This is a genomic window from Hydrogenophaga sp. ANAO-22, assembly GCF_042466645.1.
In the GTDB taxonomy this organism is placed as follows: Bacteria; Pseudomonadota; Gammaproteobacteria; order Burkholderiales; family Burkholderiaceae_C; genus Hydrogenophaga.
This window is the reverse complement of the sequence record NZ_CP159956.1, coordinates 550,259-575,012: the sequence shown is the minus strand read 5'-3', so window position 1 is coordinate 575,012 and position 24,754 is coordinate 550,259. Positions and strand designations below refer to the sequence as shown.

Genomic DNA, 24,754 nt, shown 5'->3' with positions numbered 1-24,754 from the left:
GCGTGAGGAGGGGGAGACGCGGGCGCGGCGCCGCGAACGGCGCTGCCACAGGCGGATGAGGCCGCTGCCCGGGGTCAGCCCCGGGCGCTCCACTGAGGCCGGTCGGGCAGGTCGGCCGGCCTCGACGCCGGCACCATGGCGGCCCCCGTCAGCGGGAAGGCCGGTGCGCTCGCGAAGGGGCGGCGCGGTTCGTGGAACAGGGCCATGGGACAGCCGTTGTGGCAGGTGCCGCAATCGGCGTGGTGCGCCGTGCTGGCATCCAGCCCCGGCGTGCGGGTGGCGCAATGGGGATGGGGGCAGTGCGCCCCCGCCACGGGCTCGCGTTCATGCGGGGCGGGCGTGCCCATCGCAGCCCAGGAGAACTGCAACGGCAAGAGCACCAACAGGAAGACGGCGAGCCACGAACGCATCAGGGGATTGTAGGAGTGGCCTGGGCGATGGCCTCGGCGATGTCCGCGCGCACGGCCATGGGCCGGAAGGCGCTGACCTGCGACCGGCCCGGGTTGCCGATCGGCAGGCGCCCTGTGAGGTGGCCCAGGGGCACGGGCAGCAGCCGCAGCACCTGCCCGGCCATCTCGCGCGCGTCCCGGGTGCGCCAGGCCTGGCCGAGCATCAGCCAATGGGTCTCCAGGTGGGGCCGGAAACGGGTCTGGCCGACCACATGGGCCGCCTCCAGCAGCAGCCAGCGCTCGCGGGTCGCGGTGGCGGGCAGCGCGTCGAAGCGCGACAGCAGGCGGGCGTAGATCACCGGGTCGAAGCCCGGCACGGCGGTGGGCTCAGTGCGCATGGTCGTGGTGCCCGTGGGCTTCGCTTTCACCGGCGAGCTCGCCGCGCGCCTGGCGCAGCACCTGCCAGCCGCCGTGCAGGGCCAGCGCGGCCATCAGGCTGGCCACCATCAGGTCGGGCCAGGCGCTGCCGGTGCCGAACACGCCGAGCGCGGCCAGCATCACGGCCACGTTGCCGATGGCATCGTTGCGCGAGCACAGCCACACGCTGCGCATGTTGGCATCGCCCTCGCGGAAGGCGTAGAGCATCCAGGCCACGGCCACGTTGGACACCAGCGCCAGCACCCCGATCACGCCCATGGTGGTGGCATCGGGCACCTGGCCGTTCCAGGCCGCCCACGCCGCGCTGCCCAGGATGTACAGGCCGAAGCCGATCATGCTCACCGCCTTGAGCACGGCCGCGCGGGCCCGCCAGGCCAGCGCGGAGGCGAGCACCGCGAGCGAGATGGCGTAGTTCAGCGCGTCGCCCGCGAAGTCGATCGCGTCGGCCAGCAGCGCGAGCGAGCCGGCGCGCCAGCCGGCGACGATCTCGACCACGAACATGGCCGCGTTGACCAGCAGCGCGATCCAGAGAATGCGGCGGTAGCGGCCCAGGTTGGCGACCTCGGTGGGCTTGGGGGTGTCGTGGGTATGGCAATGGGCTGACATGGTTTTTCCTTTCGATGCCTGTATTGAAAACCCTAAAGCGGCTACAGTGTCAACAAGGAGAAAAACCATGCAGATCAAGGAACTGGCCCGTGCCACGGGCGTGGACGTGGAAACCATCCGCTTCTACGAGAAGGAAGGCCTGCTGCCCGAGCCCGCGCGGCTGGACAACGGCTACCGCAACTACGACCAGCCGCACCTGGAGCGGCTGTCGTTCATCCGCCATTGCCGCGCGCTGGACATGCCCCTGGCCGACGTGAAACGCCTGCTCGGCTTCGTGGACGACCCCGAGGGCCATTGCCTCAATGTGGACCAACTGGTGGACGAGCAGCTCAGCCGCGTGCGCGCCCGCCTCAAGAGCATGCGGGCGTTGGAGAAACAATTGCTGCAACTTCGTTCGCGCTGCGACGGCGAGCACGAGGGCGGGACGCCCTGCGGCATCCTGACCGAGTTGGTCTCGGCCGCGCACGGGGAAGCCTGCGCCTGCCATCCCGGCCATTGATGCCGTTTGACGCCGTTTTTTACCGGTTCACTCCCATGGACGCCCTGCGCATCACCTTCCTCTTCGCCGTCACCGCGCTCGCCGAGATCGTGGGTTGTTACCTCACCTGGCTGGTGTTCAAACAGGAAAAAGTCGCCTGGCTGCTGCTGCCGGCGGCGCTGGCGCTGGGCCTGTTCGCCTGGCTGCTCACCCTGCATCCCGCCGCCGCCGGCCGCACCTACGCGGCCTATGGCGGCATGTACATCGCCGTGGCCCTGGTCTGGCTGCGGCTGGTGGACGGCGTCTCCCTCACCCGCTGGGACGTGGCGGGAGCGGTAATTGCCCTGACCGGGATGGCGGTGATCGCACTGCAGCCTCAGGGCGCCTGATCCCTCTCGTTCTCCTACGGCGAAAAGGGCACTTCGTCTGACACGGTGTTCGTGCGATCCCCGGCCTAATTTGGGCTCGGCTCACCCCCCGGGTGGGCCCGCGAATCGAACGACCTGTTGAAAGGGAACTGCCATGACCACCAATCCGTCTCCGCTGCCCAGCAACCACTTGCTGGCCATGCTGTCGAGCGCCGAATGGGAGCTTCTGGAGCCCGACCTCGAATGGGAAGAGCTGCGGGCCGGCGCCTTGTTGCACCAGGCCGGCGCCGAAGTGCGGCACGTGTACTTTCCCGTCAGCGCCACCGTGTCGCTGGTGTCCTCGCTGGAAGACGGCGCATCGTCCGAAGTGGCGGTGGTCGGCAACGAGGGCATGGTGGGTGTGTGCGCCTTCATGGGCGACACCAGCGCCCTGTGCGACGCCGTCGTGCAACGCCCCGGCCACGCCGGCCGCATGGGTGTGCAGGCGCTGCTGCACCACACGCGCCGCTCGCCCGAACTGCTGCAGCACCTGCTGGCCTACACCCAGGCGCTGTTCACGCACATGGCGCAGTCGTCGGCCTGCAACCGCCACCACGCGCTCGACCAGCAACTCTGCCGCTGGCTGCTCCAGCACCTGGACCGGCAGGACAACAGCGACATGCAGGCCACGCAGGAGCGCATCGCCAGCCTGCTCGGCGTGCGGCGCGAAGGCGTCACCAGCGGCGCGCTGAAGCTGCAGAAAGCCGGTTTGATCGAGTACCACCGGGGTCATATCTCCATCCTGGACCGTGACGGGCTCGAAGCGCGCAGCTGCGAATGCTACGGTGTGGTGCGCCGCGCGTACGACAAGCTCTCCTGCGGCCACGGCACACCTTCGCTTCCCACGCGGATCGTCAAACGGACCCTGCAGAGCGCCTGACCCGCGCCTCCTGCGGCGACGGTGCGGGCGCCGTGGTCAGGCCGAACACTTCGCTCAGGCTCTTGTGCTCGGGCAACACGTACACCACGGCTGACATCGTCGAGAACACCGGCTTCAGCTGCGCTTCGTAGAACGCGGCCGGCACATTGATGCAGCCATAGGAAATCCGGTTGTCGTCGATGGTCGCTGACGCGAGCCGCTCGGCGCGCCGTTCCTTGGGCTGCAGCGTGGGCCGCACGCGGTGCATCGACACGGCGGCGTCGTAGTCGACCCACACCACGTCTTCGCCCGTGAGGTTGTGGCCCAGATGCCCGACAAAGCGGCCGGCTGGTGTCGTGCGCTCATGCGGTTTCACTTGTTCCACCGGCCTGTTGCCGATGCCTGGCACGGTGTCGTCGCCAGGCGCAAATCCGAGCAGCACCGGGGTGCTGTCTCGCAGGCTCGCGTTGGCATTGAAAACATGCAACCGGGCGGCTGGCTTGTCCACCAGCACGAAAGGCATGCCCGCGTTGTCGCCCGTGCGGGCGATCCACTGCACGAGTTCGTGCGCGTTGGCGGTGGCCTCGACGCCGCCGAAGTCCGGCTCCGGCGCAGACAGGGGCGCGAGCGGCACCGCGATGGCGGCACCAGCCTGTGGGCCGTCGGGGCCCTGCACCAGCTTGGCCGGCGGCATGAGCAAGGTGAGCACCGCCGCGCCGATCAGCGCGCCGTTGCGGATGTCCTGCGCGAGGGAAGAGGGGATGCGCATGACGGTCGTGTTCTGGAAATGGGCGGCACCCGGAGCCTCATCGGGCTCATGGGGGCCTGTTTCATCAAGGGTCAGTTGCGATCAGCCTGGGCATCCGTGGTCATCGGCACGGTGCTGCGTTGCGTGGTGTCCTGGCTGGGCGTCGCAGGCATCGTGGTCGACGGTGCGGGCGCGGTGGGCGTGGCAGGCTGTGCCTGGGTGGTCGAGTCCTGCGTCATGGGCGCTGGCGTGCTCGGGGTGGTGGTCTGCGCGTACACGAGGCCAGCGCCGACGACGGTCAGCGCGGCCACGGTGGTGGTGAGAAGTTTGGAAGTCTTCATGATGGGGTCCTTTGGAAAGCTGCACAGGGCAGGGGGGTGACAACAGCCGGAAAAAGCGGCTGAGTCCAGACTAAGCCTCGCGTGGGCGAAGTTCTGTACGTCAACGCACAGACCCCTGGGCGCATGCCCGCGATCCTGAAGACTCCATATCGAGGAGCACGCCATGGCACAAACCGCACACATTGTTGGCAAGGTCGAGTACCGCGAAGGCGATGGCCCCAACATCGTCATTCGCCCCGGTCCCGTGAAGGTGGAAACGGGTTTGAACGACGCCACTCTCAGCTGGGTGGACGAGGAAGTGCGCGGCTCGGCGGCCATGCCGCTGACCGACTTCAAGCGCTACGTGACGGAGGGCAAGATCAAGCTCGCCGCATGATGAAAAACGCCGCCTGCACCGGGCTGTGATACCCGATGTAAGCGGCGTAAATCTTGTGCTTCAGGCTGCCTGCGGCTGCAGGAACACCCGGGCCTTCTTCGGCGAGACCACCAGCGTGTCGCCTTCCTTGAAACCCAGTTCGCGGAAACGCTCCGACGACATGCGCGCCTCGATCAGCGGGTCGTACCCACCCGGAGCCTGTGCGTCCACCGGCAGCAGTTCGAGCCGGGCGATCGGGCCCACCACCACCGCACGCTCCAGCTTGGCCACGATGCCAGGCAGACCGGCCGCGTAACGCTGCACGTCCAGGTCGTGCGGGCGCACATAGGCAAAGGCCTTGGCGTCTTGGGCACCGGCGTGTTCGGGCGAATCGATGGACACGCCTTGCAGGTGCAACTGGCCTTCGTTGGCGCGGCCATGGAACAGGTTCACGTCGCCCAGGAAACCGTACACGAACGGGCTCGCCGGGTGTTCCCACACCTCCTGCGGCGCGCCGATCTGTTCCACCTGGCCCTGGTTCATCAGCACCACGCGGTCCGCCACTTCCAGGGCTTCTTCCTGGTCGTGGGTGACGAACACGCTGGTCACGTGCAGCTCGTCGTGCAGGCGGCGCAGCCAGCGGCGCAGTTCCTTGCGCACCTTGGCATCGAGCGCGCCGAAAGGCTCGTCGAGCAGCAGCACCTTGGGCTCCACCGCCAGCGCGCGCGCCAGGGCGATGCGCTGGCGCTGGCCGCCCGAGAGCTGCGAAGGGTAGCGGTCCGCCAGCCAATCCAGCTGCACCAGCTTGAGCAGATCGAGCACCTTGGTCTTGATCTGCGCGTCGCTCGGGCGCTGGCCGCGCGGCTTCACGCGCAGGCCGAAGGCCACGTTCTCGAACACCGTCATGTGGCGGAACAGCGCGTAGTGCTGGAACACGAAGCCCACGTTGCGCTCGCGCACGTGCACGTCGGTGGTGTCCTCGCCGCTGAACAGGATGCTGCCCGTGTCCGGCGTCTCCAGCCCCGCGATGATGCGCAGCAGCGTGGTCTTGCCGCAGCCCGAAGGGCCGAGCAGGGCCAGCAGCTCGCCCGAGTGGATGTCCAGGTTGACGTTCTTCAGCGCCTGGAAGGTGCCGAAGTTCTTGTTGATGTCGCGGATCTCAATGCTCATGGTGTCTGTCCCAGCAGGGTTGGGTGGGCGGGCGTGGGCCGTTCGGGAGGCAGCTCGGCCAGCGCCTTCAGTTCGCGCTCCATCTGCCATTCGGCGACCGACTTGATCACCAGCGTGACCAGGGCCAGCAAAGCCAGCAGCGACGCCACGGCGAAGGCGGCGACGGACTGGTACTCGTTGTAGAGAATCTCCACGTGCAGCGGCATGGTGTTGGTCTGGCCCCGGATGTGGCCCGACACCACCGACACCGCGCCGAACTCGCCCATGGCGCGCGCGTTGCAGAGAATCACGCCGTAGATCAGGCCCCACTTGATGTTGGGCAGGGTCACGTGCCAGAAGGTCTGCCAACCCGAGGCGCCGAGCACGATCGCGGCCTGCTCCTCGTCATTGCCCTGCGCCTGCATCAGCGGAATGAGTTCGCGCGCGATGAAGGGGAAGGTGACGAAAATCGTGGCCAGGATGATGCCGGGCACGGCGAACACGATCTTGATATCGTGCTCGGCCAGCCAGGGGCCCAGCCAGCCCTGCGCGCCGAACACCAGCACGTAGATCAGGCCCGCCACCACCGGCGACACCGAGAACGGCAGGTCGATCAGCGTCGTGAGGAAGGACTTGCCCCGGAACTCGTACTTCGCCACGGCCCAGGCCGCCGCCACGCCGAACACCAGGTTCAGCGGCACGGCGATCGCGGCCGTGAGCAGCGTGAGGCGGATGGCCGACCACGCGTCCGGGTCCTTCAGCGCTTCCCAATAGGCGTCGAAGCCCTTGCGAAGCGCCTCGGTGAACACCGCGGCCAGCGGCAACACCAGGAACAGCGCCATGAACAGCAGTGCGATGCCGATCAGCGTGCGGCGCACCCAGGCCGCTTCGGTCGTGCCCTTGCGCGCGGTGCGCGGAGAGGTGGCGGTGCTCATTGCAGGTTCCCCCCGGAGCGCTTGCGTTGCCAGGTCTGCAGGCCGTTGATGAGCAACAGCAGCACGAACGAGAACAGCAGCATCACCAGCGCCACGGCGGTGGCACCCGCGTAGTCGTACTGTTCCAGCTTGCTGATGATGATCAGCGGCGTGATCTCCGACACCATGGGCATGTTGCCCGCGATGAAGATCACCGAACCGTACTCACCCACCGCGCGGGCGAACGCCATCGCGAAACCGGTGAGCAGGGCAGGCGCGATGCTCGGGAAGATCACGCGGCTGAAGGTCTGCCAGCGCGTGGCGCCCAAGCAGGTGGCGGCCTCTTCGAGTTCCTTTTCGGAGTCTTCGAGCACCGGCTGCACCGTGCGCACCACGAAGGGCAGGCCGATGAAGATCAGCGCGATCACCACGCCATTCGGGTTGAAGGCCAGCTGGAGGCCCAGCGGCTCCGTGTACTGGCCGATCCAGCCGTTGCCCGCCAGGATCGCGGTGAGCGAGATGCCCGCCACAGCGGTGGGCAGCGCAAACGGCAAGTCCACCAAGGCGTCCACGATCTTCTTGCCGGGGAAGCTGTAGCGCACCAGCACCCAGGCCACCAGCAGGCCGAACACAGCATTCACCGTGGCGGCGATCAGCGAAGCGCCGAAGGTCAGCTTGTACGACGCCAGCACGCGAGGCGCGGTAACGGCTTCCCAGAACTGCGGCCAGGTCAACGAAAACGTCTTGAAGAACAGGGCCGACAAGGGGATCAGCACGATCAGGCTCAGGTAGAAAACCGTGAAACCCAGCGTGATGTTGAAGCCCGGCAGCACGCGGCGGCGCGTGCGGCGACGGGTTTCAGTTGGAGCGGCTGCGGTTGGCAGCGTGGCGGTGGTCATGTCGTGGGTCCAGGTCGCTGCAACGCGAGAAGTGGCTTGTTCAAGAGGTGCCGCGGAACCGGCTTTGCCGGGCCGCAGGCACCGCCCCCTCGAGGGGGACGCGCGCAGCGTGGCGGGGGTGTTTCCTTGTTACTTGCCGACCGTGTACAGCTTGTCGAACTGACCGCCGTCGTTGAAGTGCACCTTCTGCGCCTCAGCCAGCGAACCGAAATAGTCGCTCACGTTGAACAGCTTGATGGGCTTGAAAGCCGAGGCGTACTTCTTCAGCACGGCTTCGTTGCGCGGGCGGATGTTGTGCTTGGCCGCGATCTCCTGGCCTTCCGGGCTGTAGAGGAAATCGAGGTAGGCCTTGGCCTCGGCGGCCGAGCCCTTCTTGTTCACCGTGCGCTCCACGATCGCCACCGGGTTCTCCGCCACGATGGACGCGCTGGGGTGGATCGCATCGACCTTGCCGGCGCCGAACTCGGCGTCCACCGACACCACCTCGGATTCGAAGGTGATCAGCACGTCACCAATATTGCGTTGCAGGAACACGCCCGTGGCGTCACGGCCACCACGCGCCAGCACCGGCACGTTCTTGTAGAGCTTGCCCACGAACTCGGCGGCCTCGGCATCGCTTCCGCCCTTGCTGCGCACATAGCCCCAGGCGGCCAGGTAAGCCAGGCGGCCATTGCCACCGGTCTTGGGGTTGACCACCACCACCTGCACACCAGGCTTGATCAGATCGTCCCAGTCCTTGATGCCCTTGGGGTTGCCGTTGCGCACCAGGAACAGCATGGTCGAGGTCGTGGGGGCGGCGCCATTCGGGAATTTCTGGCGCCAGTCCTTGGCCACCACACCCTTTTCCGCCAGGAAGTCCACGTCCGTCGTCGTGTTGAAGGTCACCACATCCGCTTCCAGGCCATCGGCCACGGCACGCGCCTGGGCGCTCGAGCCGGCGTGCGACTGGTCCACCTTGATGTCCTTGCCGGTCGATTTCTTGTAGCTCGCGGCGAACGCCACGTTGATGTCCTTGTAAAACTCACGGGCCACGTCGTAAGAGACGTTCAGCAGCGTGGTCTGTGCGCCCGCCAGGGCAGATGTGGACAGGGCGACGGCGGCAAGCGCCGCGCGCAAGGTGTTTTTCATGGGAAAGCTCCAAGCAAGAAACAGGATGTGTCAGATTCTGGGCGCCCACCCTGAGAATCCAAACGACTTTGTTCTTGTTTCTTTATTCCAGATGGGAATAAAGAAGGCTCGGGCCTTTCTCGCGTTCAGACGCCCGTGCGGGCTCGCAGCAGCCGGTCCGTGTCGGTGAAAAGCTGGCGCAGCTTGAGCAGCCAGTCTCCATCTGCTGGCCACTGCCCCGTCTCCACCATCAGGGCGTACCTCGCCCGCAATTCATCGTGAAACGCCCTGGCGCCCAAATGCCCGGCCAGACCCATCAAAGCGTGCATCAGCGTTTTCGCCCGCCCCATGTCGTTGGCCGCGACATAGCCGGCCAACTGGCCAAACTTGGTGCGCATGTCCTCCAGCGCATGGGCGAGATCCGCCTTGATCAGGCCCAACCGGCGCAAGCTGTCCAGCCTGGCGACATCGATGAGCGCGTGCACCGCCGCTGACGCCTGTGGGGTCGGCAAGGCATCCACCCTCACATCCTTGATGGCGATACCCAGTTGCCGGCTCAGCGACTCAAGGAGTTTTATCGACTGCACCGGCTTGATGAGAAAGTCGTTGATGCCCGCCTCGCGTGCCTCCGACATCATGGCCTCATCGGAACGGGCGCTCAGCGCGATCACGGGCATGGTGCCCCGAGGGCGGGGGCGTGCACGCAGGGTGTGTGCGATCTCGATCCCGCTCAGGTCGGGCATGTGAATGTCCGTGATCACCGCATCGACATGCATCGAGGCATCGTTCAAAAAACTCAAGGCGATCTGTCCGTTGGGGGCCTCGAGCACCTGGAACCCCTGCGTCATCAACACCGTGCGCACGTACTTGCGGCTGAAGTCCTCGTCGTCGACCAGCAGGATGGTCTTGCCTGAGTGCTTCGCGCAAGCCTCCATGGTTTTCGACTGGCTTTTCGACGAGGCATGGGCGCGACACAGCACCTCGATCAGTTCCAGTGGCGAACAACCCTTCGAAAGGAATTCCTTCACCCCGATCCGGTCCAGCCTGACCCTGGCCGCATGGGGAGACTCCGATGAATGGGCCACGATGGTCAGGTTCTCCAACCCGGGGATGGCACCACGGCGCACCCTTTCGGCCGTGGCGTAGCCGTCCAGCTCGGGCATGCACAGGTCCAGCAGCATCGCGTCGTGTCGTTCGGCGGCCAGCTTCGCCAGCGCCTCGTTGCCATCCTCGGCCTCATCGACCAGCGCGCCCAGTTCGATGAGCACCTTCTTGGACGCTTGACGGAAATGCCGCGAATCATCCACGACCAGGATCCGCTTGCCGCCGAACATGGAGGCTCCTCGTCTCTGCACGTCTTGCTCGTGCGCGGAAACCTCATCCTCGGCCACTTCCGGAAATTGCATCACGAACCGGGTGAACTCGCCGTGCACAGACTCGCAACGGATGCCGCCTCCAAAGGCCAGCATGGTCCGCTGGCAGAAAGACAATCCCAGCCCGGTGCCGCCTGGTTTGTCCTCGCTGTGAAAGGCCTCGAACAACCGCGAAAACACTTCGGGCCGGATGCCGGGTCCCGTGTCCTCCACCGTCACCGTGCGGCCATCCAGTGTGATCGTGACGCGGGCCTTCGGATACTTGTCGAAATAGTAGGTCGCGTTCTTCAGCAGATTGAACAGAGTGAAGATGAAGCGCGTTTCGTCGCCCAGGAAAACGAAGTCCACATTCGTCACCACCGAAATTCGTTCCTTGTCGCTGGCTTTGCGGTACGAGAACTCTGCCAATGCCTTGTTCACGACCGAGGCCATAGACAGATAGCGATGCTTGGACGAGTCGATCGGTTTGGCGCTGATTTCGTCCATGGTCAGCGTGATCACCTGCGTGCCCCGCTCGATGGCCTCCTTGCATTTGGCGATCTCGGCATAGATGGCCTCCAGATCAATGACGTCAATGGTCTGGGTCTGCGCACCGACAACATGGTCGGGCAAGCGCTTGCCGATGGCATCCAACCTCTGGCTGAGTTGGCCCATGGGGCTTCGCATTTCATGGGCGATGGAGCCAATCAGGGCTGTCATCACCTTCACCTTTTCTTGGGCTAGCAGCCCTCTCAGGTTGCTTCGACTGAAGATCAATCCGCCGATCAGCGTGAAGAGCATCACGTGCAGATGGATAGGGATCAACGTGGCGTGATTGAGTGCAGCGAAGTTGGGGATGGTGAGAAAAGCTAGCCCTACCGCCAGTGCAACGCCGATCAGCATGTTGCTGATCGCGAGGACGGGCTGCGAAAACACAATGATGACGAAGAACGCCATCGTGACCTCCAGCATCGATCGAAGCATCGAGTAGTTGCTACCCAGCAGCTGAAAGGTCGCGAAAAAGGGGAGGGAGTACATCACCACGGCGTACCAGTACCAAGGCAAGAACCTCCTCCATGATTCAGGCCAATGCTTGTTGATCAGCAAACCAAAGCAGGACAGCGCGCCAATCGCCCTGAGCCAAGCACTTTCGTGGTCCAGTGGTGCTACCTGCGTCCAAAGAATCCCATAGACGCAGTGAGCCACCGTACCGATCATGCCAACAGCCACCATGCTGTAAGCAGACCTCTTGGCATTCTCACGGAGCAATTGATCAAAGCTCAAAAAAATCTTGAAGATTTGACTCAGCATGGTTGTGTATCTCCTCAGTTTAAAAAAGTGCACGCGGCGAAAGACATCCCGGCACTGCCCATCAAAAACATCACTCGATCACCGGTCTGCACTCGACCCTCAAGCCTCGCCCGAGCAAGTGCTGCTGGAATAGAGGCGGAGACGACGTTGCCGGTGCGCGGATACAGGTGATAGATTTTTTCCGCGAAGCCGTGCTTCGCTCCAGCCTTGTGCCAATCCACGCTTGATGAGGTGTGTGTGAGCACGATGTCAGCCTCTTCACCCGTCACACCTGCAGTGGCAAGCAATTGCGGAATCTCTTGATCCAGGTGGTGATGCAGCTTTGCACCCAAAGCGGTGAAGCGCCCGACGCCCAGTTTTCCCGTGGCATCAGTCATCTCACAAAAATCCTCGAAGCCTTGGCCTGGGACCGTGCACAGGTCTGCCAGCTCGGGCTTGGAATGAAAGGCAATGTGGAAGTTGTCGGGCCGGTCGGGAAGGAGCAACGTGGCCGTAGCAGCTTCTCCGATGGTGTATGAGGGCAGTGCGTGGTCGAGTTGAGAAGGGCTCTGAAGCGAGAAGTTCGCGGGAAAGAGTGGGCCTCCCGCGGTCATGTTGAATTCCGCGTTCACGACCAACGCGTTGCGATAGCTGCGTGTCTTGAAGAGGCTGTCCACCAAAGAGATGGCACGTGTCCAGCTCATGCAGGCGTCAATGACGTCGAAGCACTCTGCTCGCACGAAGCCCAGCGCTTTCGCCACCATGTAGCTGTTGGCGGGCTCCCGAAAGCCACCGCTCACGCCCACATAGATGAACAGATCGATGTCGGCGTATTGCAAGAAGCTGCCCTGCAGCGCGGATGAGATGGCTTGTGCCAAATGATCGATCGGCCGTTCGCCTTCCGCTTGCCAATGGCGGGTGATCAGCCCGCTGCGATCGAGGAGTGTCTGAACGAGTCGCATCGCCTTGGACAGGTCACCATCGAAGTTCTTCGAATGGAACCGGATCAGGTCCACGACCTCTTCATTGCTGACTCTTCGGGTAGGAAAGCTCGCGACGACGTTTTCAATGATCATTCTTGTTGGTGGCGCGCTTCGCCGGTTGTGGTGGAGAAGAACCTGGGTTTTCGGTGTAGCGCGGTTAGCGCCTCAACAAAAACTTGGATCGACGCAGTCTTGGTGCGCCGGGTGCGCTTTGGTTGCTATTTGCACAAGCCGCTCGATTGGGGGTCCTGGATGCGGCTTCGGTGGAATGAAATGAAAAAAGCCGGCCCGGGATCGTTTTTGACGCGTTCACCACCCCACCCATGCGCGACGGGCCGCGATGTGTTGCGCAGCGCCGACGTTGTCGCCCTGGGCGTTCGCGCGTGTTTCTCTTCGCTGCACCTTGCTCTATGAACGAGTCGATGTTTGTTGGCATCGAGTTGCCGAATTGAAGGCATGAGTTGCAGCTTTCGGCGAGGGTGCGACTCTGCTGTCGATGTCAATCCAGTGAAGTCCGACCTTGGATGAATCGTTGAGGGTGGCCGAGCATGCGTCGCCATCTCAACGAGAACATTCAGGAGGACTGCCATGACCCCATCGACCCCCCGGCGTGGGCTGACGATCCGAAGCGCGGCGATTCCCGAGGTGAACGGGGCTCCCTTGCTGGAGCCCCTGAAGCTCGAAGGCGAAGAGGGCATCAACGCGCTGTTCGAGTACCGGCTGGTGCTGCAGAGCCCGGAGGGCGGTGCCCCACTGGAATTGAACACCTTCATCGGCCGCGAGCTGACCTGCTGCCTCGAACTCGAAGGCCAGGGCAGCTTCGTGCCCGGGATGCCCGGAGGAGCGGGCGTCAACCAGGGCGCAGGGGTGCGGGAGATCTCGGGCCTGATCACCGAAGCCCGGTACATCGGGGAGTCCGGGCGCCACGCGCTGGTGGAGTTCACCCTGAGGCCCTGGCTGCACCTGGCCACGCTGAGCACCGACTGCAAGGTCTTCCAGGACCAGAGCCCGGTGGAGATCATCGAGGCGGTGCTGGGGGAGTATGCGCTTCCCCGATGCCGAGGGAAGACAGACCAAAGAGCGTCCGGAGGGGTACACACCACGCAGGAGCTGTCAATGAAACGGAGATTTGTACTCTTCTGGCTGTGCATGATTCAGTTCATCGGTATCGCACATGCCGAACCGGCGACCTTGCATCGATTTCAGGCGAACTATGGGCCCGGTTGCAACATCGCGGCATGGATGCCTCCCAGCGGGAGAGACGGTGGCTTGGGCTCAGATTCAGCAACCGGCTTGGGCGGCATGGCGGTGAATCCGATACCTAAGTCTTGGAAGTCGAGTTTGGTGGCGCTCGGGTTTGGCCTAAGTTGCAGGCTTGCGGACGACCCATCCGCCACAGGCGGCTTGGCGAAGCTGAACGACAAAACGGGCTTGTGGGAAAAGGATCTGGACAGGTGTTTTTTGCCTCCTGAACCAACGCCCGAAGAGCGAAAGGTGCTGGATAGAGCGACTCGCTTGGTGAATATTCAAGCGGTCAACTCAAAGGGATATGCAGGTATCTCGGATGACACCATAGGTGACGAAGCGCATCGTCAGCGCAAGCTTTCTTTCTGCTTGTTTCATCCCCCTAAAGCGATCTGTGGCCAAGGCAACGTTGGGATATTGCGAGAAGGTCGCAAAGCAGACTTGACGCCCCACGCACTCAAGATCATCCGCAGCATTGAGTTCCTGCCGGACGAGCCGCCACCCGCCTTGACGATCCACCCGCCTCCAGCGAAGTGAGTTGGGGGAGCCAGGGCCTCAGGTGAATGTCAGTTGACCACTTCCACCTGCCGCACCCCCACCGGCACCTCCGCCCCCAACGACTGCAGCAACGCCAACCCCAGCGGCCAAGGCCCATGGCCCGAATCCACGTTGATGTGTCCCGCGTCGTTGAGCCGCACGAATTCGCTGCCCCAGGCCCGGGCATACGCGCCGGCCGTGCGCACCGGGCAATACGGGTCGTTGTTGCTGGCCACGAGGATGCTGCGGTACGGCAGGCGCTGGTAGGGCACGGGCGCGAAGTCGGCGAGCACGCCCCGGCGCTCCGGGTCGGCCGGAGCCACGAGCAGCGCGCCCTGGATGCGCTGCGTAATCTCGGGGGGCAGGTGGGTGGTGGTGATGCAGCCCAGGCTGTGCGCAACCACGACCACCGGGCCGGGCGCGCGTTCGATGGTTTCGCTCAGCCGTGCCACCCACGACTGGCGCACCGGCGCCACCCAGTCGTCCTGCTCCACCCGCAGCACCGAGGGCAGGCTGTCGGACCACAGCGTCTGCCAGTGGCCCGGGCCGGAGTTGCGCCAGCCGGGAATGATGATGACGGTGGGTGAGGACGACATGCGGCGAACCCTCAGCGGTTGGGCTGCGGGGTGAGGCGCAGGTAGGGCCGCACGGCCTTGAAGCCTTTGGGGAAGCGTTGTGCGATCTCGGCCGGGTCTTGCAGGCTGGGCACGATCACCACGTCGTCGCCGTCTTTCCAGTTGGCGGGCGTGGCCACCTTGTGGCTGTCGGTGAGTTGCAGCGAGTCGATGACGCGCAGGATCTCGTCGAAGTTGCGGCCGGTGCTGGCGGGGTAGGTCAGCGTGGTGCGGATCACTTTCTTGGGGTCGATGATGAACACGCTGCGCACGGTGGCGGTGGCCGATGCGTTGGGGTGGATCATGTCGTAGAGCGTGGCGACTTTCTTGTCCGCATCGGCGAGGATGGGGAAGTTCACCGTGGTGTTCTGGGTCTCGTTGATGTCGAGCACCCATTTGCCGTGCGAGTCCAGCGGGTCGACGCTGACGGCGATGGGTTTGACGTTGCGCTTGGCGAATTCGCCCGAGAGCGCGGCGGTCTTGCCGAGTTCGGTGGTGCACACGGGTGTGAAGTCGGCCGGGTGCGAGAAGAGCACGACCCAGCTGTCGCCCGCCCAGTCGTGGAAGTGGATGGGGCCTGCGGTGGAGTCTTGCGTGAAGTCGGGAGCGGTGTCGCCGAGTCGGAGGGTGGTGTTGCTCATGAGAGGGCTCCTGGTTGTTCAAATGCAAAACTGCATTCTGTTGACGCCGTCCAAATAACCAAACGACTATGAAGTAGTTTGTTTATGGCTTGTGGGCATATGGGTGCGCATAGACGCTGAGCGCATGAGCTAAGTCCGAATGCGTCGTTGTGTGGGTGGCGGAGCGCGCGGACACTGGCCCGCATGGCTGCTGTTGCGACGTTCGATGCCGACGGTCTCTGGTTGTCCACTTCGGTGTGCGAAGGCGCTGCCTGCCCGGCCGCCGCGTCGGTGGGCGTGCGCTGGGGGCGCTGGGTGGACGGGCCCGAGCCGGGCGATGCCGTGGTGGATCATGCGAAAGCGCTGGTCGAGTTGCGACGGCAACTTGGCGCGCACGTGTCGGAGCGCGTGCGCTTCAGCCACCCGGGTTACGACGGCGCGCACCCGCGCCCTCAGGAACTCACCAGCGAGGACGCTGTGGCCTGCGTTTTCCTGAAGGGCACGGCGCTGCTGAGCGTGCGCACCTCGGCCGGCTTCACTGGCGTGTTGTGCGAGGCTGGGGACTGGGTGTGGCTGCCGGCGGGTGTGCCGCATGTGTTCGACGCGGGCGAGTCGCCCGACGTGGTCTTCCTGCGGCTGAGCGCGGGCCGGCGCGGCTGGTTTCCGCTGCACACCGGCCGCTCCCTGCCACCGGGTCTGCCGCCGATGGAGGCCTTCGTCGAACACCTGCTGCACGAGCTGGGCGAGGACATCGAAGGCAGCGAGGCATGAGCCGGCGCCAGCTTCGGCTGGGCGCGTTCATGCGCCCCGTCAGCATTCACACCGGTGCCTGGCGCTACCCCGGCGCCTGGGCCGACGCGAACTTCAACTTCGAGCGGCTGAAGTACCTCGTGAAGCGCCTGGAGGCCGCGCGCTTCGACGCCTTCTTCATGGCCGACCACCTGGCCGTGCTGAACATGCCGATCGAGGCCCTGCAGCGCAGCCACACGGTGACCTCGTTCGAGCCCTTCACGCTGCTCTCGGCCCTGGCGCAGCACACGCGCCACATCGGACTGGTGGCCACGGCCTCCACCACATTCGAGGAGCCGTTTCACATCGCGCGCCGTTTCGCGTCGCTGGACCACCTGAGCCACGGCCGCGCGGGCTGGAACATCGTGACCACCAGCAACCCGGACGCGGCGCGCAACTTCGGTCTCGAAGATCACATGGAGCACGACCAGCGCTACGTGCGCGCCCGCGAGTTCCACGACGTGGTCACCGGCCTGTGGGACAGCTGGGCCGACGACGCCTTTGTCCGCGATGCGCAGAGTGGTCGCTTCTTCGACCCCGAGCGTCTGCACGTGCTCAACCACAAGGGGCCGTATTTCTCGGTGCGCGGCCCGCTGCACATCGCGCGGCCGGTGCAGGGCTGGCCGGTGATCGTGCAGGCCGGCGCCTCCGAAGCCGGGCGCCAGCTCGCGGCCGAAACGGCCGAGGTGGTGTTCTCCGCCCCGGGCACGCTGGACAACGCGAGGCGCTTCTATGCGGACGTGAAAGGCCGCATGGAAAAGATCGGCCGCGACCGCGACCACCTCAAGGTGCTGCCCGGCGCCTTCGTGGTGGTGGCCGATTCCGTGGCCGAGGCGAAAGCGATCCGCGCGCGGCTCGACGGCCTGGTCCACATCGACAGCGCGATCGCCTCGTTGTCCATCGCGCTGGGCCACGATGTCTCGGGTTTCGATCTGGACGCACCGCTGCCCGAGGTGCCGCCCACCAACGCGAGCCAGAGCACGCGCGAGCGCACCATCGAGCTGGCCCGGCGCGAGAACCTCACGGTGCGCCAGCTGGCCCAGCGGCTGGGCGGCTACGCCGGCCTGGCCTTCGTGGGCACGGCGCGGACCATTGCCGACGAGATGCAGGAATGGCTGGACACCGAGGGCAGTGACGGCTTCAACGTGATGTTCCCCTGGCTGCCCGGCGGGCTGGACGCCTTCGTGGACCACGTGGTGCCCGAGCTGCAGCGGCGCGGCCTGCTGCGCCGCGAGTACGAAGGCAGCACCCTGCGCGAGAACCTCGGCCTGCCCCGGCCCGACAACCGCTTCTTCCCATCGCTGCCGAACGCATAAGCAATCGCGAAAACCTTCTTTGCGCACCGAGGGGCCGGCCTCGCATGATGGCCGGTTTAACCCAAGAAGCCGAGGATTGTTCGTGAGCGTTGACCGCACCTATTTCGAGGATGGAAGAATCGAGCTGACCCACTACGGATCAGCGGCCTGGAAGATCACCGACGGCAAACATACCGTCTTGCTGGACCCGTACTTCACCCGCCTGCGCTACAGCGGCAACCGCTTCGGCATGCTGCCCGCGAACGCCGCACCGGGCGACGAGCGCCCCGCCTACAGCTTCGACGAGATCGTGCCCAGCGACACCGAGACCATCGACCGGCACATCCAGGAAGCCACGCACGTCCTGCTGTCGCATGCGCACTTCAACCACTGCATGGACATGCCGCACATCGCGAAGAAGACCGGCGCGCACGTGGTCGGCTCCTACAGCGCCACCAACATCGCCCGCGCCTACGGCGTGGCCGAACCGCAGCTGGTGCCGGTGCGCGGTGGCGAGGACTACGACTTCGGCGAGCTCTCGATCCGCGTGATCCCCAGCCTGCATTCCGCCCTGTGCGACAAGTGCTATTTCGACGCCGGCATCGTGCCCGAGGGCCTGCGGGGGCCGCTGCCGCTGAAGGCGTTTTCCGAAGGCGGCACCTTCGGCTACCTGGTGCGTTTCCGGCACCACGAGATCCTGATGTTCGGCTCCATGAACTACATCGAGCGCGAGGTGCAGGGCCTCACACCGTCCATCGTGCTGGTGCCCTCGGCCCGGCCGCGTCTGCAGATCTTCCGCTACACCGAGCGCCTGCTGCGCGCCACCGGTCTGCCCAAGGTGGTGGTGGCCACGCACTGGGACGTGCAGACCTTCCCCTACGGCGCGGACCAGAGCAGCGCGCTGGCGCACGCCGAGATCTTCCAGGAAGAGGTGCGCCGGGTGGCACCCGCGGCGGCGCAGGTGCTGCCCCGGCATTTCGAGACCTTCTCGGTGCTGCCGGGCGGCCAGGTGGTCCGGCGTTGACGGTCAGTCGCTGAGTTTCACGTTCTTCCAGAGCTGCACTTCCTGCACCACCACGGCCTGCGCGTCGTCGGCGGTGCCGGGCAATGCGTCCAGGCCCAGGTCCACCAGCTTCTTCTGGATCTCGGCCGAGGCCAGGGCCTGCTGCAGCGCGGCGTTGAGCTTGTTCACCACGGGGGTGGGCGTGGCCGCGGGCACGACCACGGCGTACCAGGGCAGCACGCGGAAGCCGGCGACGCCCGCTTCTTCGACGGTGGGCAGGGTCTCCCAGCCGCGCAGGCGCTTGGTGCCGGTGGTGGCCAGTGGCACCAGGGCGCCCGTGTCCACGTGCTGGCGCGCGATCAGCGGGCTCACGAAGGCCACCGGCACCCGGCCCGCGAGCAGGTCGGGAATGAACTCGCCCGTGCCCTTGTAGGGCACGTGCACCATGTCGATGTTCGCGGTGTTCTTGAGCAGCTCGCCCGCCAGGTAGGGCGAGGTGCCCTTGCCACCCGAGGGGAAAGACAGCTTGCCCGGGTTCGCCTTGGCGTGGGCCACCAGCTGCGCGATGGTCTTGATGTTCAGCGACGGGTGGGCCACGGCCACCACCGGGCCCTGCGCCACCATGCCGACCGCGCGGAAGTCGCTGATCTTGTAAGGCGCGTTGTCGAAGATCACGGTGTTGATCGACAGCGCGGAGCCGGGCAGGGCGATGGTGTAGCCGTCCGCCGCGGCGCGGGCGGTGTGGCCGGTGCCGATGTTGCCGGCGGCGCCCGGCTTGTTCTCGATCACCACCGGCACGGCGAGCGCCTTGGCCAGCTCCGGCCCGAGGGTGCGGGCGATCGTGTCGTTCGGCCCGCCGGGCGGGTAGGGCACCACCAGGGTGATGGGCTTGGTGGGGTAGGCCGGCGTCTGCGCCAGGGCGGGAGCCACCGCGGCGACCAGGGAAACCAGCGAGAGGGCGGTGACTTGGAGCACCTTCGAGTTCATGCAAACATCCTTGGGTTGAAAGGCCGTCGAATGACGGCGAACCCGGCAGCGTAGGCAGGCGCCCGCATCCGCGCCAATGCGCTTTTCGCAGATCGATACTCGGTCTTCGCCAGGGGCATGGCTTCCTGCGCACAATGGAGGCCGTCCCACCCATGGAGAGCACACACGATGACGTGGTCCGCCCGCACCTACTCGGCCTTTGAACAAGAGCGCACGCGCCCGGTGCGCGACCTGGTGGCCGCCGTGCCGGCGCGCGGCGTGCAGGTCGCGATCGACCTCGGCTGCGGCCCGGGCAATTCCACCGAGGTGCTGGCCGACCGGTTTCCGCAGGCCCGGGTGACGGGTCTGGACAGCTCCGACGACATGCTGGCCGCGGCGCGCGAGCGCCTGCCCGGCATCCGCTTCGAACTCGCCGACATCGAGGCCTGGAACCCGGTCGAGTCGTTCGACGTGATCCTGGCCAACGCCTCGCTGCAATGGCTGCCCGACCACGCCACGCTCTACCCGCGCCTGCTGAGCCGGCTGGCGCCCGGCGGCAGCCTGGCCGTGCAGACGCCCGACAACCTCGAAGAGCCGGCGCACCGCCTCGCGCGCGAGGTCGCGGCGCAAGGGCCCTGGGCGAGCAAGATCGGGAGCGTGAAGCACCCGGCGCGGCACGACGCCGCGTTCTATTACCAGTTGCTCAAGCCGCGCTGCGCGGCGGTCGATGTCTGGCGCACCACCTATTTCCACCCGCTCTCGGGCGGCCCCGAGGCGGTGGTGGAGTGGTTCAAGGGCTCAGCCCTTCGGCCCTACCTGGCACCGCTGGACGGCGGCGAGAAAGCGGCCTTCCTCGCCCGCTACCTCGCCGCCATCACCCAGGCCTACCCCGCGCTGGCCGATGGCACGGTGCTGCTGCCCTTCCCCCGGCTGTTCATCGTGGCCAGCCGCTGAGGCTTCGGTCTACCGCTGCCGGCCCGAGCTGAGCCGCCGCACCACCGCGATGAAGCGGTCCACCTCTTCGCAGGTGTTGTAGAACGCCAGCGAGGGCCGCACCGTGGCCTCGACGCCGAAGCGCCGCAGGATGGGTTGCGCGCAGTGGTGGCCCGAGCGCACCCCGATGCCTTCCTCGTTCAGCGCCTGGCCCACTTCCTCGGTGCTGTAACCCTGCAGCACGAAGGACAGCACGCTGGCCTTGTCCTGCGCGGTGCCGATCAGGCGCACGCCCGGAATGGGTTGCAGGTGGCGCGTGGCGTAGGCCAGCAGGTCGTGCTCGTAGCGCGCGATGTTCTCCAGCCCGATGCGCTGCACGTAGTCGATCGCCGCGCCCAGGCCCACCGCGTCGGCGATGTTGCCGGTGCCGGCCTCGAATTTGTTGGGCGGCGGCTGGAACACGGTGCGCTCAAAGGTGACGTCCGCGATCATGTTGCCGCCGCCTTGCCAGGGCGGCATGTCGTCCAGCAGTTCGCGCTTGCCGTAGACCACGCCGATGCCGGTCGGGCCGAACACCTTGTGGCCGGAGAACACGAAGAAGTCGGCGTCGATCGCCTGCACGTCCACGCGCAGGTGGCTCACCGACTGCGCGCCGTCCACCAGCGCTTTCGCGCCCGCGCGGTGCGCCAGCGCCACGATCTCCCGCACCGGCACCACCGTGCCCAGCGCGTTCGAGACCTGGGTGACGGCCACGATCTTCGTGCGGCTGTTGAGCAGCTTCTGGTACTCGTCCAGCCGCACCTGGCCGCTGTCGTCCACCGGGATCACGCGGATCACCGCACCCTTCTCGGCGGCGAGCTGCTGCCAGGGCACGATGTTGGCGTGGTGCTCCAGGTGCGAGACGATGATCTCGTCGCCTGCGCCCACGTTTTTCGCGCCCCAGGTTTTCGCCACCAGGTTGATGGCCTCGGTGGCGCCGCGCACGAAGATGATTTCTTCCACCGACGACGCGCCCAGGAAGGCGCGCACCTTCTCGCGCGCGCTCTCGTAGGCGTCGGTCGCGCGGGCCGCCAGCGCGTGCGCGGCGCGGTGGATGTTGGAGTTCTCGTGCTCGTAGAAATACGAAATGCGGTCGATCACCGACTGCGGCTTGTGCGTGGTGGCCGCGTTGTCGAACCACACCAGCTGCCGGCCGTTCACGCGCTCCTGCAGGATGGGGAAGTCGCGCCGCACCGCGTTCACGTCGAACGGCGGGTGGCGCGCCGCGTCGGCCTGCGGCGCCTGGGTGGCGAAGCCTTGCGGCGTCTGCAGGCCCTGCGTGAAGTAGAACGCGCCTGCCGTGTCGGTGGGGGCGTGGCCTGGTGCCGCGCTGTGGCGCGGTGGCGTGGCGAGCAGCTCGCGCAGGTCGTCCGCGCCCGGCAGGTCGAAGGACTGCGCGGTCACGCGGTCCGAGGGCGGCACGCCCAGGGCCAGGGGCCCGAGCGAGCTGCCGCCGGGCAACACGTTCACCGGCGCGGGCACGCCACCCAGTGGGGTGGTGGGCAGCGTGGGCGGCGAGCCGGGCAGGGCGGCGAAGAACGCGCCCGCGAGCTGGTTCAGCGCCGCCAGGTCGGGCAGGCCGGCCGGCGGCCGCTCACTTGTAGGTGTCTGGATAGTCATGGAACTTGCCCACTTCAACGTCTTCCAGCACGGCCAGTGCGTCCTCGGTCTGCACCGCGAGCGAGCAGTACAGCGAGATCAGGTACGAGGCGATGGCGCTGCGGTTGATGCCCATGAAGCGCACCGACAGGCCCGGGCTCTGCTCGCCGGCCAGACCCGGCTGGTACAGGCCCACCACGCCCTGGCGCTTGTCGCCCACGCGCAGCAGCAGGATCTTGGTCTTGCCATCGGCCACCGGCACCTTGTCGCTGGGAATCAGCGGGATGCCGCGCCAGGTGAGGAACTGCGAGCCGAACAGGCTCACCGTGGGCGGCGGCACGCCCCGGCGCGTGCACTCGCGGCCGAAGGCGGCGATGGCCAGCGGGTGCGTGAGGAAGAAGGCCGGCTCCTTCCACACCTTGGTGAGCAGCTCGTCCAGGTCGTCGGGCGTGGGCGCGCCGGTGAGCGGGTAGACGATCTGGTCCGGGTGCACGCTGGCCAGCAGGCCGTAGTCGGCGTTGTTGATCAGCTCGCTTTCCTGCTTTTCCTTGATGGTCTCGATGGTCAGGCGCAGCTGTTCCTTGATCTGGTCGTGCGGGCTGCTGTAGAGGTCGGACACGCGGGTGTGCACGTCCAGCACGGTAGAGACCGCGTTCAGGAAGTACTCGCGCGGCTGGTCCTCGTAGTCCACGTAGGTCGAGGGCAGCTCGCTCTCGTCGCGCTTGGCGCACAGCACCTCCACGTCCTGCGGGTTCTTCACCTTGTTGAGGCGGTAGATGCCGGCCTCCACCGGCTGCCATTGCAGCAGGTGCGTGAGCCAGCGCGGGCTGATGGTCGACAGCACGGGGGCCGTCTTGGTGGCATTGGCCAGTTGGCGCGCGGCGTTGTCGCTCAGCGCCAGTTGCGAGGGGGTTGGGTCAGACATGAAGGCTCCGTGGCTCGGTGGTTGAAAAAAGGCAAAAGAAGGCCCCACGCGTGCGGCCGAAGCGACGCGGCGAAGGGGGAAGGGCGGGGAAAGCTCGGTGGCGGTCGATCAGGGGCTGGCGGTGACCTCCCGTGATCGGGCCTGGCTCAGGTTGGCGCCGGCGGCCACGTCGTGCGTGACCCACAGGTTGCCGCCGATGGTGGCGCCGCGGCCGATGGTCACGCGCCCGAGCACGGTGGCGCCGGCGTAGATCACCACGTCGTCCTCCACCACGGGGTGGCGCGCCAGACCCTTGCTCAGGTGGCCGTTCTCATCGGTGGGGAAACGCTTGGCGCCCAGCGTGACCGCCTGGTACACGCGAACGCGCTGGCCGATGACGGCGGTCTCGCCGATCACGACGCCGGTGCCGTGGTCGATGAAGAAGCCCGCGCCGATGGACGCGCCGGGGTGGATGTCGATGCCGGTCGCGCCGTGCGCGAGTTCGGCCACGATGCGCGCGAGCAGCGGCACACCCAGCTGGTAGAAGCGGTGCGCCACACGGTGGTGGATCATGGCCTGGATGCCGGGGTAACACAGCAGCACCTCGTCCACGCTGCGCGCGGCGGGATCACCCTCGTAGGCCGCCACCACGTCGCTGTCGAGCAGCTCGCGCAGCTGGGGCAGCGAGTGCGCGAAGTCGCGCACCAGTTCGCGCGCCTGCTGTTCGGTGGCCGCTTCGTCGGTGCCGCCCGCGTGGCGGTGCTGGTAGCGCAGCTCCAGCCGCACCTGGCCCAGCAGCGCGTGCAGCCTGGCATCCAGCGTGTGGCCGATGTAGAAGTCCTCGCTCTCCTGGCGCAGGTCGGGCGGGCCCAGGCGCATCGGGAACAGCGCGCCGCGCAGCCCGTCGAGGATGGCGCCGAGCGCGTCGCGCGAAGGCAGCTCGCGCCCGCCCGGTTCGCGCGAGCGCTTCTGCGCGGTGCGCCAGCGCTGGCGCACGTCGGCGAGGTCGCGCACGACCTGCTGCAGGTCGAACAGGTGCGAGCGCACGTCCGCAGACGATTCGCGGAAATCGCTCATGAGACCACCACCCTGTTGGCGCGCCGTGGCCCAACCAGAAATGCCGCAGATCCGGCTTTGCCGGTCGGCTGGCGTTGCCCCCTTGAGGGGGACGCGCGAAGCGCGGCAGGGGTGTTCAATCTTGCACCCATGGGAGCCGATGGAAGCGCCAGCCGTCCTGGCCGCCGCGGTGTTGCTGCGCGTCGATCTCGCCCTCGAAACCTTCGAGCACGTTGAACACCTGCGTGAAGCCGGCCTTGGTGGCGGCCTCGGCCGCCAGCGCCGAGCGCTTGCCGCTGCGGCACAGCAGCAGCACGCGCGCTTCCTTGCCCACCTTGGCTTCGAGCTCGCGCACGAAGCGCGGGTTGCGCGTGAGGCTGGTGCCCGTGGCCCAGGGCACGTGCAGGCTCTCGGGCACATGGCCCACGAACTTGCGCTCTTCCGCGCTGCGCACGTCCACCAGCCGGGCTTCGCCGGCCGAGACCAGCGACCAGGCGAGTTCGGGCGGGATGCCACCCGCGTAGGGCAGGCCCCGGGCCTGGGCGTCGCGCCCGATGGCGTCCAGGGCGTCGAGCAGCGTGGGGGATTCGATGGCAACCGTCATGTTGGAGACCCTTGGTGTGAAGTTGGAATGCACTCTAAAAGCGCCGCTTCAACACACAAACCATTGTTTTTTTGTTTCTTAATTGCCCAAACATCTGAGCCAGGGTCAAGCTCCAAAAAAAAACCGGCCGATGCAATCCTCCCCCCAGGAGACAACCAGGGTTCTCTGCATCCCCGCATCGGCCGGACCAGTCGTTTCCAACACCGGTGCATGAATGCTAGGCCGCACGCTGCGC

General features: G+C 66.2%; 27 protein-coding genes. 9 read left to right on the top strand and 18 right to left on the bottom strand.

What is annotated here, in order from left to right:
- Window positions 1–74 precede the first annotated feature (74 nt).
- From ABSY19_RS02550 to ABSY19_RS02540, 3 genes are read right to left on the bottom strand one after another with little or no spacing between them, the layout of a single operon-like run.
- Window positions 75–410, bottom strand: a complete 336-nt coding sequence (locus ABSY19_RS02550) for a hypothetical protein (RefSeq protein WP_382158777.1) — start codon at window positions 408–410, stop codon at window positions 75–77.
- Window positions 410–787, bottom strand: coding sequence for a DUF3703 domain-containing protein (locus tag ABSY19_RS02545; RefSeq protein WP_382158776.1), 378 nt, complete (start codon window positions 785–787; stop codon window positions 410–412). Before ABSY19_RS02545 ends, ABSY19_RS02550 begins: the two co-directional genes overlap by 1 nt.
- Complete coding sequence (locus ABSY19_RS02540; RefSeq protein WP_382158774.1) at window positions 777–1,433, bottom strand: cation transporter; 657 nt, start codon at window positions 1,431–1,433, stop codon at window positions 777–779. Before ABSY19_RS02540 ends, ABSY19_RS02545 begins: the two co-directional genes overlap by 11 nt.
- 67 nt (window positions 1,434–1,500) lie before the next feature.
- Between ABSY19_RS02540 and cadR the strand changes: the two genes are divergently transcribed.
- The 3 genes from cadR to ABSY19_RS02525 all read left to right on the top strand — a co-directional run bounded on the left by cadR (window position 1,501) and on the right by ABSY19_RS02525 (window position 3,198).
- The gene (gene cadR / locus ABSY19_RS02535) at window positions 1,501–1,932 is read left to right on the top strand and encodes a Cd(II)/Pb(II)-responsive transcriptional regulator (protein ID WP_382158772.1); all 432 of its coding nucleotides are present in this window, start codon (window positions 1,501–1,503) and stop codon (window positions 1,930–1,932) included.
- Window positions 1,933–1,967: 35 nt separating this feature from the next.
- Window positions 1,968–2,300: a YnfA family protein gene (locus tag ABSY19_RS02530; protein WP_382158770.1), complete on the top strand. Its 333-nt coding sequence runs from the start codon at window positions 1,968–1,970 to the stop codon at window positions 2,298–2,300.
- 133 nt (window positions 2,301–2,433) lie between these two features.
- Window positions 2,434–3,198, top strand: coding sequence for a Crp/Fnr family transcriptional regulator (locus ABSY19_RS02525; protein ID WP_382158768.1), 765 nt, complete (start codon window positions 2,434–2,436; stop codon window positions 3,196–3,198).
- Here ABSY19_RS02525 and ABSY19_RS02520 read toward each other — a convergent pair.
- Window positions 3,173–3,946, bottom strand: a complete 774-nt coding sequence (locus tag ABSY19_RS02520; RefSeq protein WP_382158766.1) for a hypothetical protein — start codon at window positions 3,944–3,946, stop codon at window positions 3,173–3,175. The two genes, ABSY19_RS02525 and ABSY19_RS02520, sit on opposite strands and share 26 nt — an antisense overlap.
- Before the next feature lie 71 nt (window positions 3,947–4,017).
- Entirely contained in the window at window positions 4,018–4,266 is a 249-nt protein-coding gene (locus tag ABSY19_RS02515; RefSeq protein ID WP_291112336.1) for a hypothetical protein, read from the bottom strand.
- 163 nt (window positions 4,267–4,429) lie between these two features.
- Between ABSY19_RS02515 and ABSY19_RS02510 the strand changes: the two genes are divergently transcribed.
- A complete protein-coding gene (locus ABSY19_RS02510) occupies window positions 4,430–4,642 on the top strand; it encodes a hypothetical protein (protein WP_382158764.1) in 213 nt (70 codons plus the stop codon).
- A gap of 60 nt (window positions 4,643–4,702) precedes the next feature.
- On the opposite strand, the gene ABSY19_RS02505 is transcribed toward ABSY19_RS02510, so the two are convergent.
- From ABSY19_RS02505 to ABSY19_RS02480, 6 genes are all read right to left on the bottom strand, one after another.
- Window positions 4,703–5,791: a sulfate/molybdate ABC transporter ATP-binding protein gene (locus ABSY19_RS02505; RefSeq protein ID WP_382158762.1), complete on the bottom strand. Its 1,089-nt coding sequence runs from the start codon at window positions 5,789–5,791 to the stop codon at window positions 4,703–4,705.
- A complete protein-coding gene (gene cysW, locus ABSY19_RS02500; protein ID WP_382158760.1) occupies window positions 5,788–6,705 on the bottom strand; it encodes a sulfate ABC transporter permease subunit CysW in 918 nt (305 codons plus the stop codon). Before cysW ends, ABSY19_RS02505 begins: the two co-directional genes overlap by 4 nt.
- Window positions 6,702–7,583, bottom strand: coding sequence for a sulfate ABC transporter permease subunit CysT (gene cysT, locus ABSY19_RS02495; protein ID WP_382158758.1), 882 nt, complete (start codon window positions 7,581–7,583; stop codon window positions 6,702–6,704). The genes cysW and cysT overlap by 4 nt, the downstream gene beginning before the upstream one ends.
- 129 nt (window positions 7,584–7,712) lie before the next feature.
- Window positions 7,713–8,711 (bottom strand): sulfate ABC transporter substrate-binding protein, encoded by a 999-nt coding sequence (locus ABSY19_RS02490; protein WP_382158756.1) that lies wholly within the window; start codon window positions 8,709–8,711, stop codon window positions 7,713–7,715.
- A 125-nt stretch (window positions 8,712–8,836) separates the two neighbouring features.
- Window positions 8,837–11,353 (bottom strand): hybrid sensor histidine kinase/response regulator, encoded by a 2,517-nt coding sequence (locus ABSY19_RS02485; protein WP_382158754.1) that lies wholly within the window; start codon window positions 11,351–11,353, stop codon window positions 8,837–8,839.
- Between the two features lie 14 nt (window positions 11,354–11,367).
- Window positions 11,368–12,408 (bottom strand): 3-oxoacyl-[acyl-carrier-protein] synthase III C-terminal domain-containing protein, encoded by a 1,041-nt coding sequence (locus ABSY19_RS02480; RefSeq protein ID WP_382158752.1) that lies wholly within the window; start codon window positions 12,406–12,408, stop codon window positions 11,368–11,370.
- Between the two features lie 495 nt (window positions 12,409–12,903).
- Between ABSY19_RS02480 and ABSY19_RS02475 the strand changes: the two genes are divergently transcribed.
- Window positions 12,904–14,097 carry a contractile injection system protein, VgrG/Pvc8 family gene (locus tag ABSY19_RS02475; protein WP_382158750.1) on the top strand — a complete coding sequence of 398 codons (1,194 nt, stop codon included), beginning with the start codon at window positions 12,904–12,906 and terminating at the stop codon, window positions 14,095–14,097.
- A 29-nt stretch (window positions 14,098–14,126) separates the two neighbouring features.
- Here ABSY19_RS02475 and ABSY19_RS02470 read toward each other — a convergent pair whose 3' ends face one another.
- Both ABSY19_RS02470 and ABSY19_RS02465 read right to left on the bottom strand, forming a co-directional pair.
- Entirely contained in the window at window positions 14,127–14,693 is a 567-nt protein-coding gene (locus ABSY19_RS02470; protein ID WP_382158748.1) for an RBBP9/YdeN family alpha/beta hydrolase, read from the bottom strand.
- Between the two features lie 11 nt (window positions 14,694–14,704).
- On the bottom strand, window positions 14,705–15,352 hold the full coding sequence (locus tag ABSY19_RS02465) for a peroxiredoxin (protein ID WP_382158746.1): 648 nt from the start codon (window positions 15,350–15,352) through the stop codon (window positions 14,705–14,707).
- Between the two features lie 183 nt (window positions 15,353–15,535).
- Between ABSY19_RS02465 and ABSY19_RS02460 the strand changes: the two genes are divergently transcribed.
- From ABSY19_RS02460 to ABSY19_RS02450, 3 genes are all read left to right on the top strand, one after another.
- Entirely contained in the window at window positions 15,536–16,102 is a 567-nt protein-coding gene (locus tag ABSY19_RS02460) for a hypothetical protein (protein WP_382158744.1), read from the top strand.
- Window positions 16,099–17,436, top strand: a complete 1,338-nt coding sequence (locus ABSY19_RS02455) for an LLM class flavin-dependent oxidoreductase (RefSeq protein WP_382158742.1) — start codon at window positions 16,099–16,101, stop codon at window positions 17,434–17,436. The genes ABSY19_RS02460 and ABSY19_RS02455 overlap by 4 nt, the downstream gene beginning before the upstream one ends.
- Before the next feature lie 82 nt (window positions 17,437–17,518).
- Window positions 17,519–18,439: an MBL fold metallo-hydrolase gene (locus ABSY19_RS02450; protein WP_382158740.1), complete on the top strand. Its 921-nt coding sequence runs from the start codon at window positions 17,519–17,521 to the stop codon at window positions 18,437–18,439.
- A 3-nt stretch (window positions 18,440–18,442) separates the two neighbouring features.
- On the opposite strand, the gene ABSY19_RS02445 is transcribed toward ABSY19_RS02450, so the two are convergent.
- Window positions 18,443–19,405 carry a tripartite tricarboxylate transporter substrate-binding protein gene (locus ABSY19_RS02445; protein ID WP_382158738.1) on the bottom strand — a complete coding sequence of 321 codons (963 nt, stop codon included), beginning with the start codon at window positions 19,403–19,405 and terminating at the stop codon, window positions 18,443–18,445.
- Between the two features lie 168 nt (window positions 19,406–19,573).
- Between ABSY19_RS02445 and tam the strand changes: the two genes are divergently transcribed.
- Window positions 19,574–20,338 (top strand): trans-aconitate 2-methyltransferase, encoded by a 765-nt coding sequence (tam, locus tag ABSY19_RS02440; protein WP_382158736.1) that lies wholly within the window; start codon window positions 19,574–19,576, stop codon window positions 20,336–20,338.
- 9 nt (window positions 20,339–20,347) lie between these two features.
- Here the strand turns inward: tam and ABSY19_RS02435 are convergent, their stop codons facing one another.
- The 4 genes from ABSY19_RS02435 to ABSY19_RS02420 all read right to left on the bottom strand — a co-directional run bounded on the left by ABSY19_RS02435 (window position 20,348) and on the right by ABSY19_RS02420 (window position 24,519).
- Complete coding sequence (locus ABSY19_RS02435; protein WP_382158734.1) at window positions 20,348–21,976, bottom strand: family 2A encapsulin nanocompartment cargo protein cysteine desulfurase; 1,629 nt, start codon at window positions 21,974–21,976, stop codon at window positions 20,348–20,350.
- Window positions 21,951–22,880: a family 2A encapsulin nanocompartment shell protein gene (locus ABSY19_RS02430; protein ID WP_291112362.1), complete on the bottom strand. Its 930-nt coding sequence runs from the start codon at window positions 22,878–22,880 to the stop codon at window positions 21,951–21,953. The genes ABSY19_RS02435 and ABSY19_RS02430 overlap by 26 nt, the downstream gene beginning before the upstream one ends.
- Before the next feature lie 108 nt (window positions 22,881–22,988).
- On the bottom strand, window positions 22,989–23,936 hold the full coding sequence (gene epsC / locus ABSY19_RS02425) for a serine O-acetyltransferase EpsC (protein ID WP_382158732.1): 948 nt from the start codon (window positions 23,934–23,936) through the stop codon (window positions 22,989–22,991).
- Between the two features lie 115 nt (window positions 23,937–24,051).
- On the bottom strand, window positions 24,052–24,519 hold the full coding sequence (locus ABSY19_RS02420; protein WP_382158730.1) for a rhodanese-like domain-containing protein: 468 nt from the start codon (window positions 24,517–24,519) through the stop codon (window positions 24,052–24,054).
- Window positions 24,520–24,754: the final 235 nt, after the last annotated feature.

What these genes read in the sequence shown, in the direction of transcription:
- ABSY19_RS02550 (WP_382158777.1), bottom strand. Translation starts at nt 410, where the DNA reads ATGCGTTCGTGGCTCGCCGTCTTCCTGTTGGTGCTCTTGCCGTTGCAG.
- ABSY19_RS02545 (WP_382158776.1), bottom strand. Translation starts at nt 787, where the DNA reads ATGCGCACTGAGCCCACCGCCGTGCCGGGCTTCGACCCGGTGATCTAC.
- ABSY19_RS02540 (WP_382158774.1), bottom strand. Translation starts at nt 1,433, where the DNA reads ATGTCAGCCCATTGCCATACCCACGACACCCCCAAGCCCACCGAGGTC.
- cadR (WP_382158772.1), top strand. Translation starts at nt 1,501, where the DNA reads ATGCAGATCAAGGAACTGGCCCGTGCCACGGGCGTGGACGTGGAAACC.
- ABSY19_RS02530 (WP_382158770.1), top strand. Translation starts at nt 1,968, where the DNA reads ATGGACGCCCTGCGCATCACCTTCCTCTTCGCCGTCACCGCGCTCGCC.
- ABSY19_RS02525 (WP_382158768.1), top strand. Translation starts at nt 2,434, where the DNA reads ATGACCACCAATCCGTCTCCGCTGCCCAGCAACCACTTGCTGGCCATG.
- ABSY19_RS02520 (WP_382158766.1), bottom strand. Translation starts at nt 3,946, where the DNA reads ATGCGCATCCCCTCTTCCCTCGCGCAGGACATCCGCAACGGCGCGCTG.
- ABSY19_RS02515 (WP_291112336.1), bottom strand. Translation starts at nt 4,266, where the DNA reads ATGAAGACTTCCAAACTTCTCACCACCACCGTGGCCGCGCTGACCGTC.
- ABSY19_RS02510 (WP_382158764.1), top strand. Translation starts at nt 4,430, where the DNA reads ATGGCACAAACCGCACACATTGTTGGCAAGGTCGAGTACCGCGAAGGC.
- ABSY19_RS02505 (WP_382158762.1), bottom strand. Translation starts at nt 5,791, where the DNA reads ATGAGCATTGAGATCCGCGACATCAACAAGAACTTCGGCACCTTCCAG.
- cysW (WP_382158760.1), bottom strand. Translation starts at nt 6,705, where the DNA reads ATGAGCACCGCCACCTCTCCGCGCACCGCGCGCAAGGGCACGACCGAA.
- cysT (WP_382158758.1), bottom strand. Translation starts at nt 7,583, where the DNA reads ATGACCACCGCCACGCTGCCAACCGCAGCCGCTCCAACTGAAACCCGT.
- ABSY19_RS02490 (WP_382158756.1), bottom strand. Translation starts at nt 8,711, where the DNA reads ATGAAAAACACCTTGCGCGCGGCGCTTGCCGCCGTCGCCCTGTCCACA.
- ABSY19_RS02485 (WP_382158754.1), bottom strand. Translation starts at nt 11,353, where the DNA reads ATGCTGAGTCAAATCTTCAAGATTTTTTTGAGCTTTGATCAATTGCTC.
- ABSY19_RS02480 (WP_382158752.1), bottom strand. Translation starts at nt 12,408, where the DNA reads ATGATCATTGAAAACGTCGTCGCGAGCTTTCCTACCCGAAGAGTCAGC.
- ABSY19_RS02475 (WP_382158750.1), top strand. Translation starts at nt 12,904, where the DNA reads ATGACCCCATCGACCCCCCGGCGTGGGCTGACGATCCGAAGCGCGGCG.
- ABSY19_RS02470 (WP_382158748.1), bottom strand. Translation starts at nt 14,693, where the DNA reads ATGTCGTCCTCACCCACCGTCATCATCATTCCCGGCTGGCGCAACTCC.
- ABSY19_RS02465 (WP_382158746.1), bottom strand. Translation starts at nt 15,352, where the DNA reads ATGAGCAACACCACCCTCCGACTCGGCGACACCGCTCCCGACTTCACG.
- ABSY19_RS02460 (WP_382158744.1), top strand. Translation starts at nt 15,536, where the DNA reads ATGGCTGCTGTTGCGACGTTCGATGCCGACGGTCTCTGGTTGTCCACT.
- ABSY19_RS02455 (WP_382158742.1), top strand. Translation starts at nt 16,099, where the DNA reads ATGAGCCGGCGCCAGCTTCGGCTGGGCGCGTTCATGCGCCCCGTCAGC.
- ABSY19_RS02445 (WP_382158738.1), bottom strand. Translation starts at nt 19,405, where the DNA reads ATGAACTCGAAGGTGCTCCAAGTCACCGCCCTCTCGCTGGTTTCCCTG.
- tam (WP_382158736.1), top strand. Translation starts at nt 19,574, where the DNA reads ATGACGTGGTCCGCCCGCACCTACTCGGCCTTTGAACAAGAGCGCACG.
- ABSY19_RS02435 (WP_382158734.1), bottom strand. Translation starts at nt 21,976, where the DNA reads ATGACTATCCAGACACCTACAAGTGAGCGGCCGCCGGCCGGCCTGCCC.
- ABSY19_RS02430 (WP_291112362.1), bottom strand. Translation starts at nt 22,880, where the DNA reads ATGTCTGACCCAACCCCCTCGCAACTGGCGCTGAGCGACAACGCCGCG.
- epsC (WP_382158732.1), bottom strand. Translation starts at nt 23,936, where the DNA reads ATGAGCGATTTCCGCGAATCGTCTGCGGACGTGCGCTCGCACCTGTTC.
- ABSY19_RS02420 (WP_382158730.1), bottom strand. Translation starts at nt 24,519, where the DNA reads ATGACGGTTGCCATCGAATCCCCCACGCTGCTCGACGCCCTGGACGCC.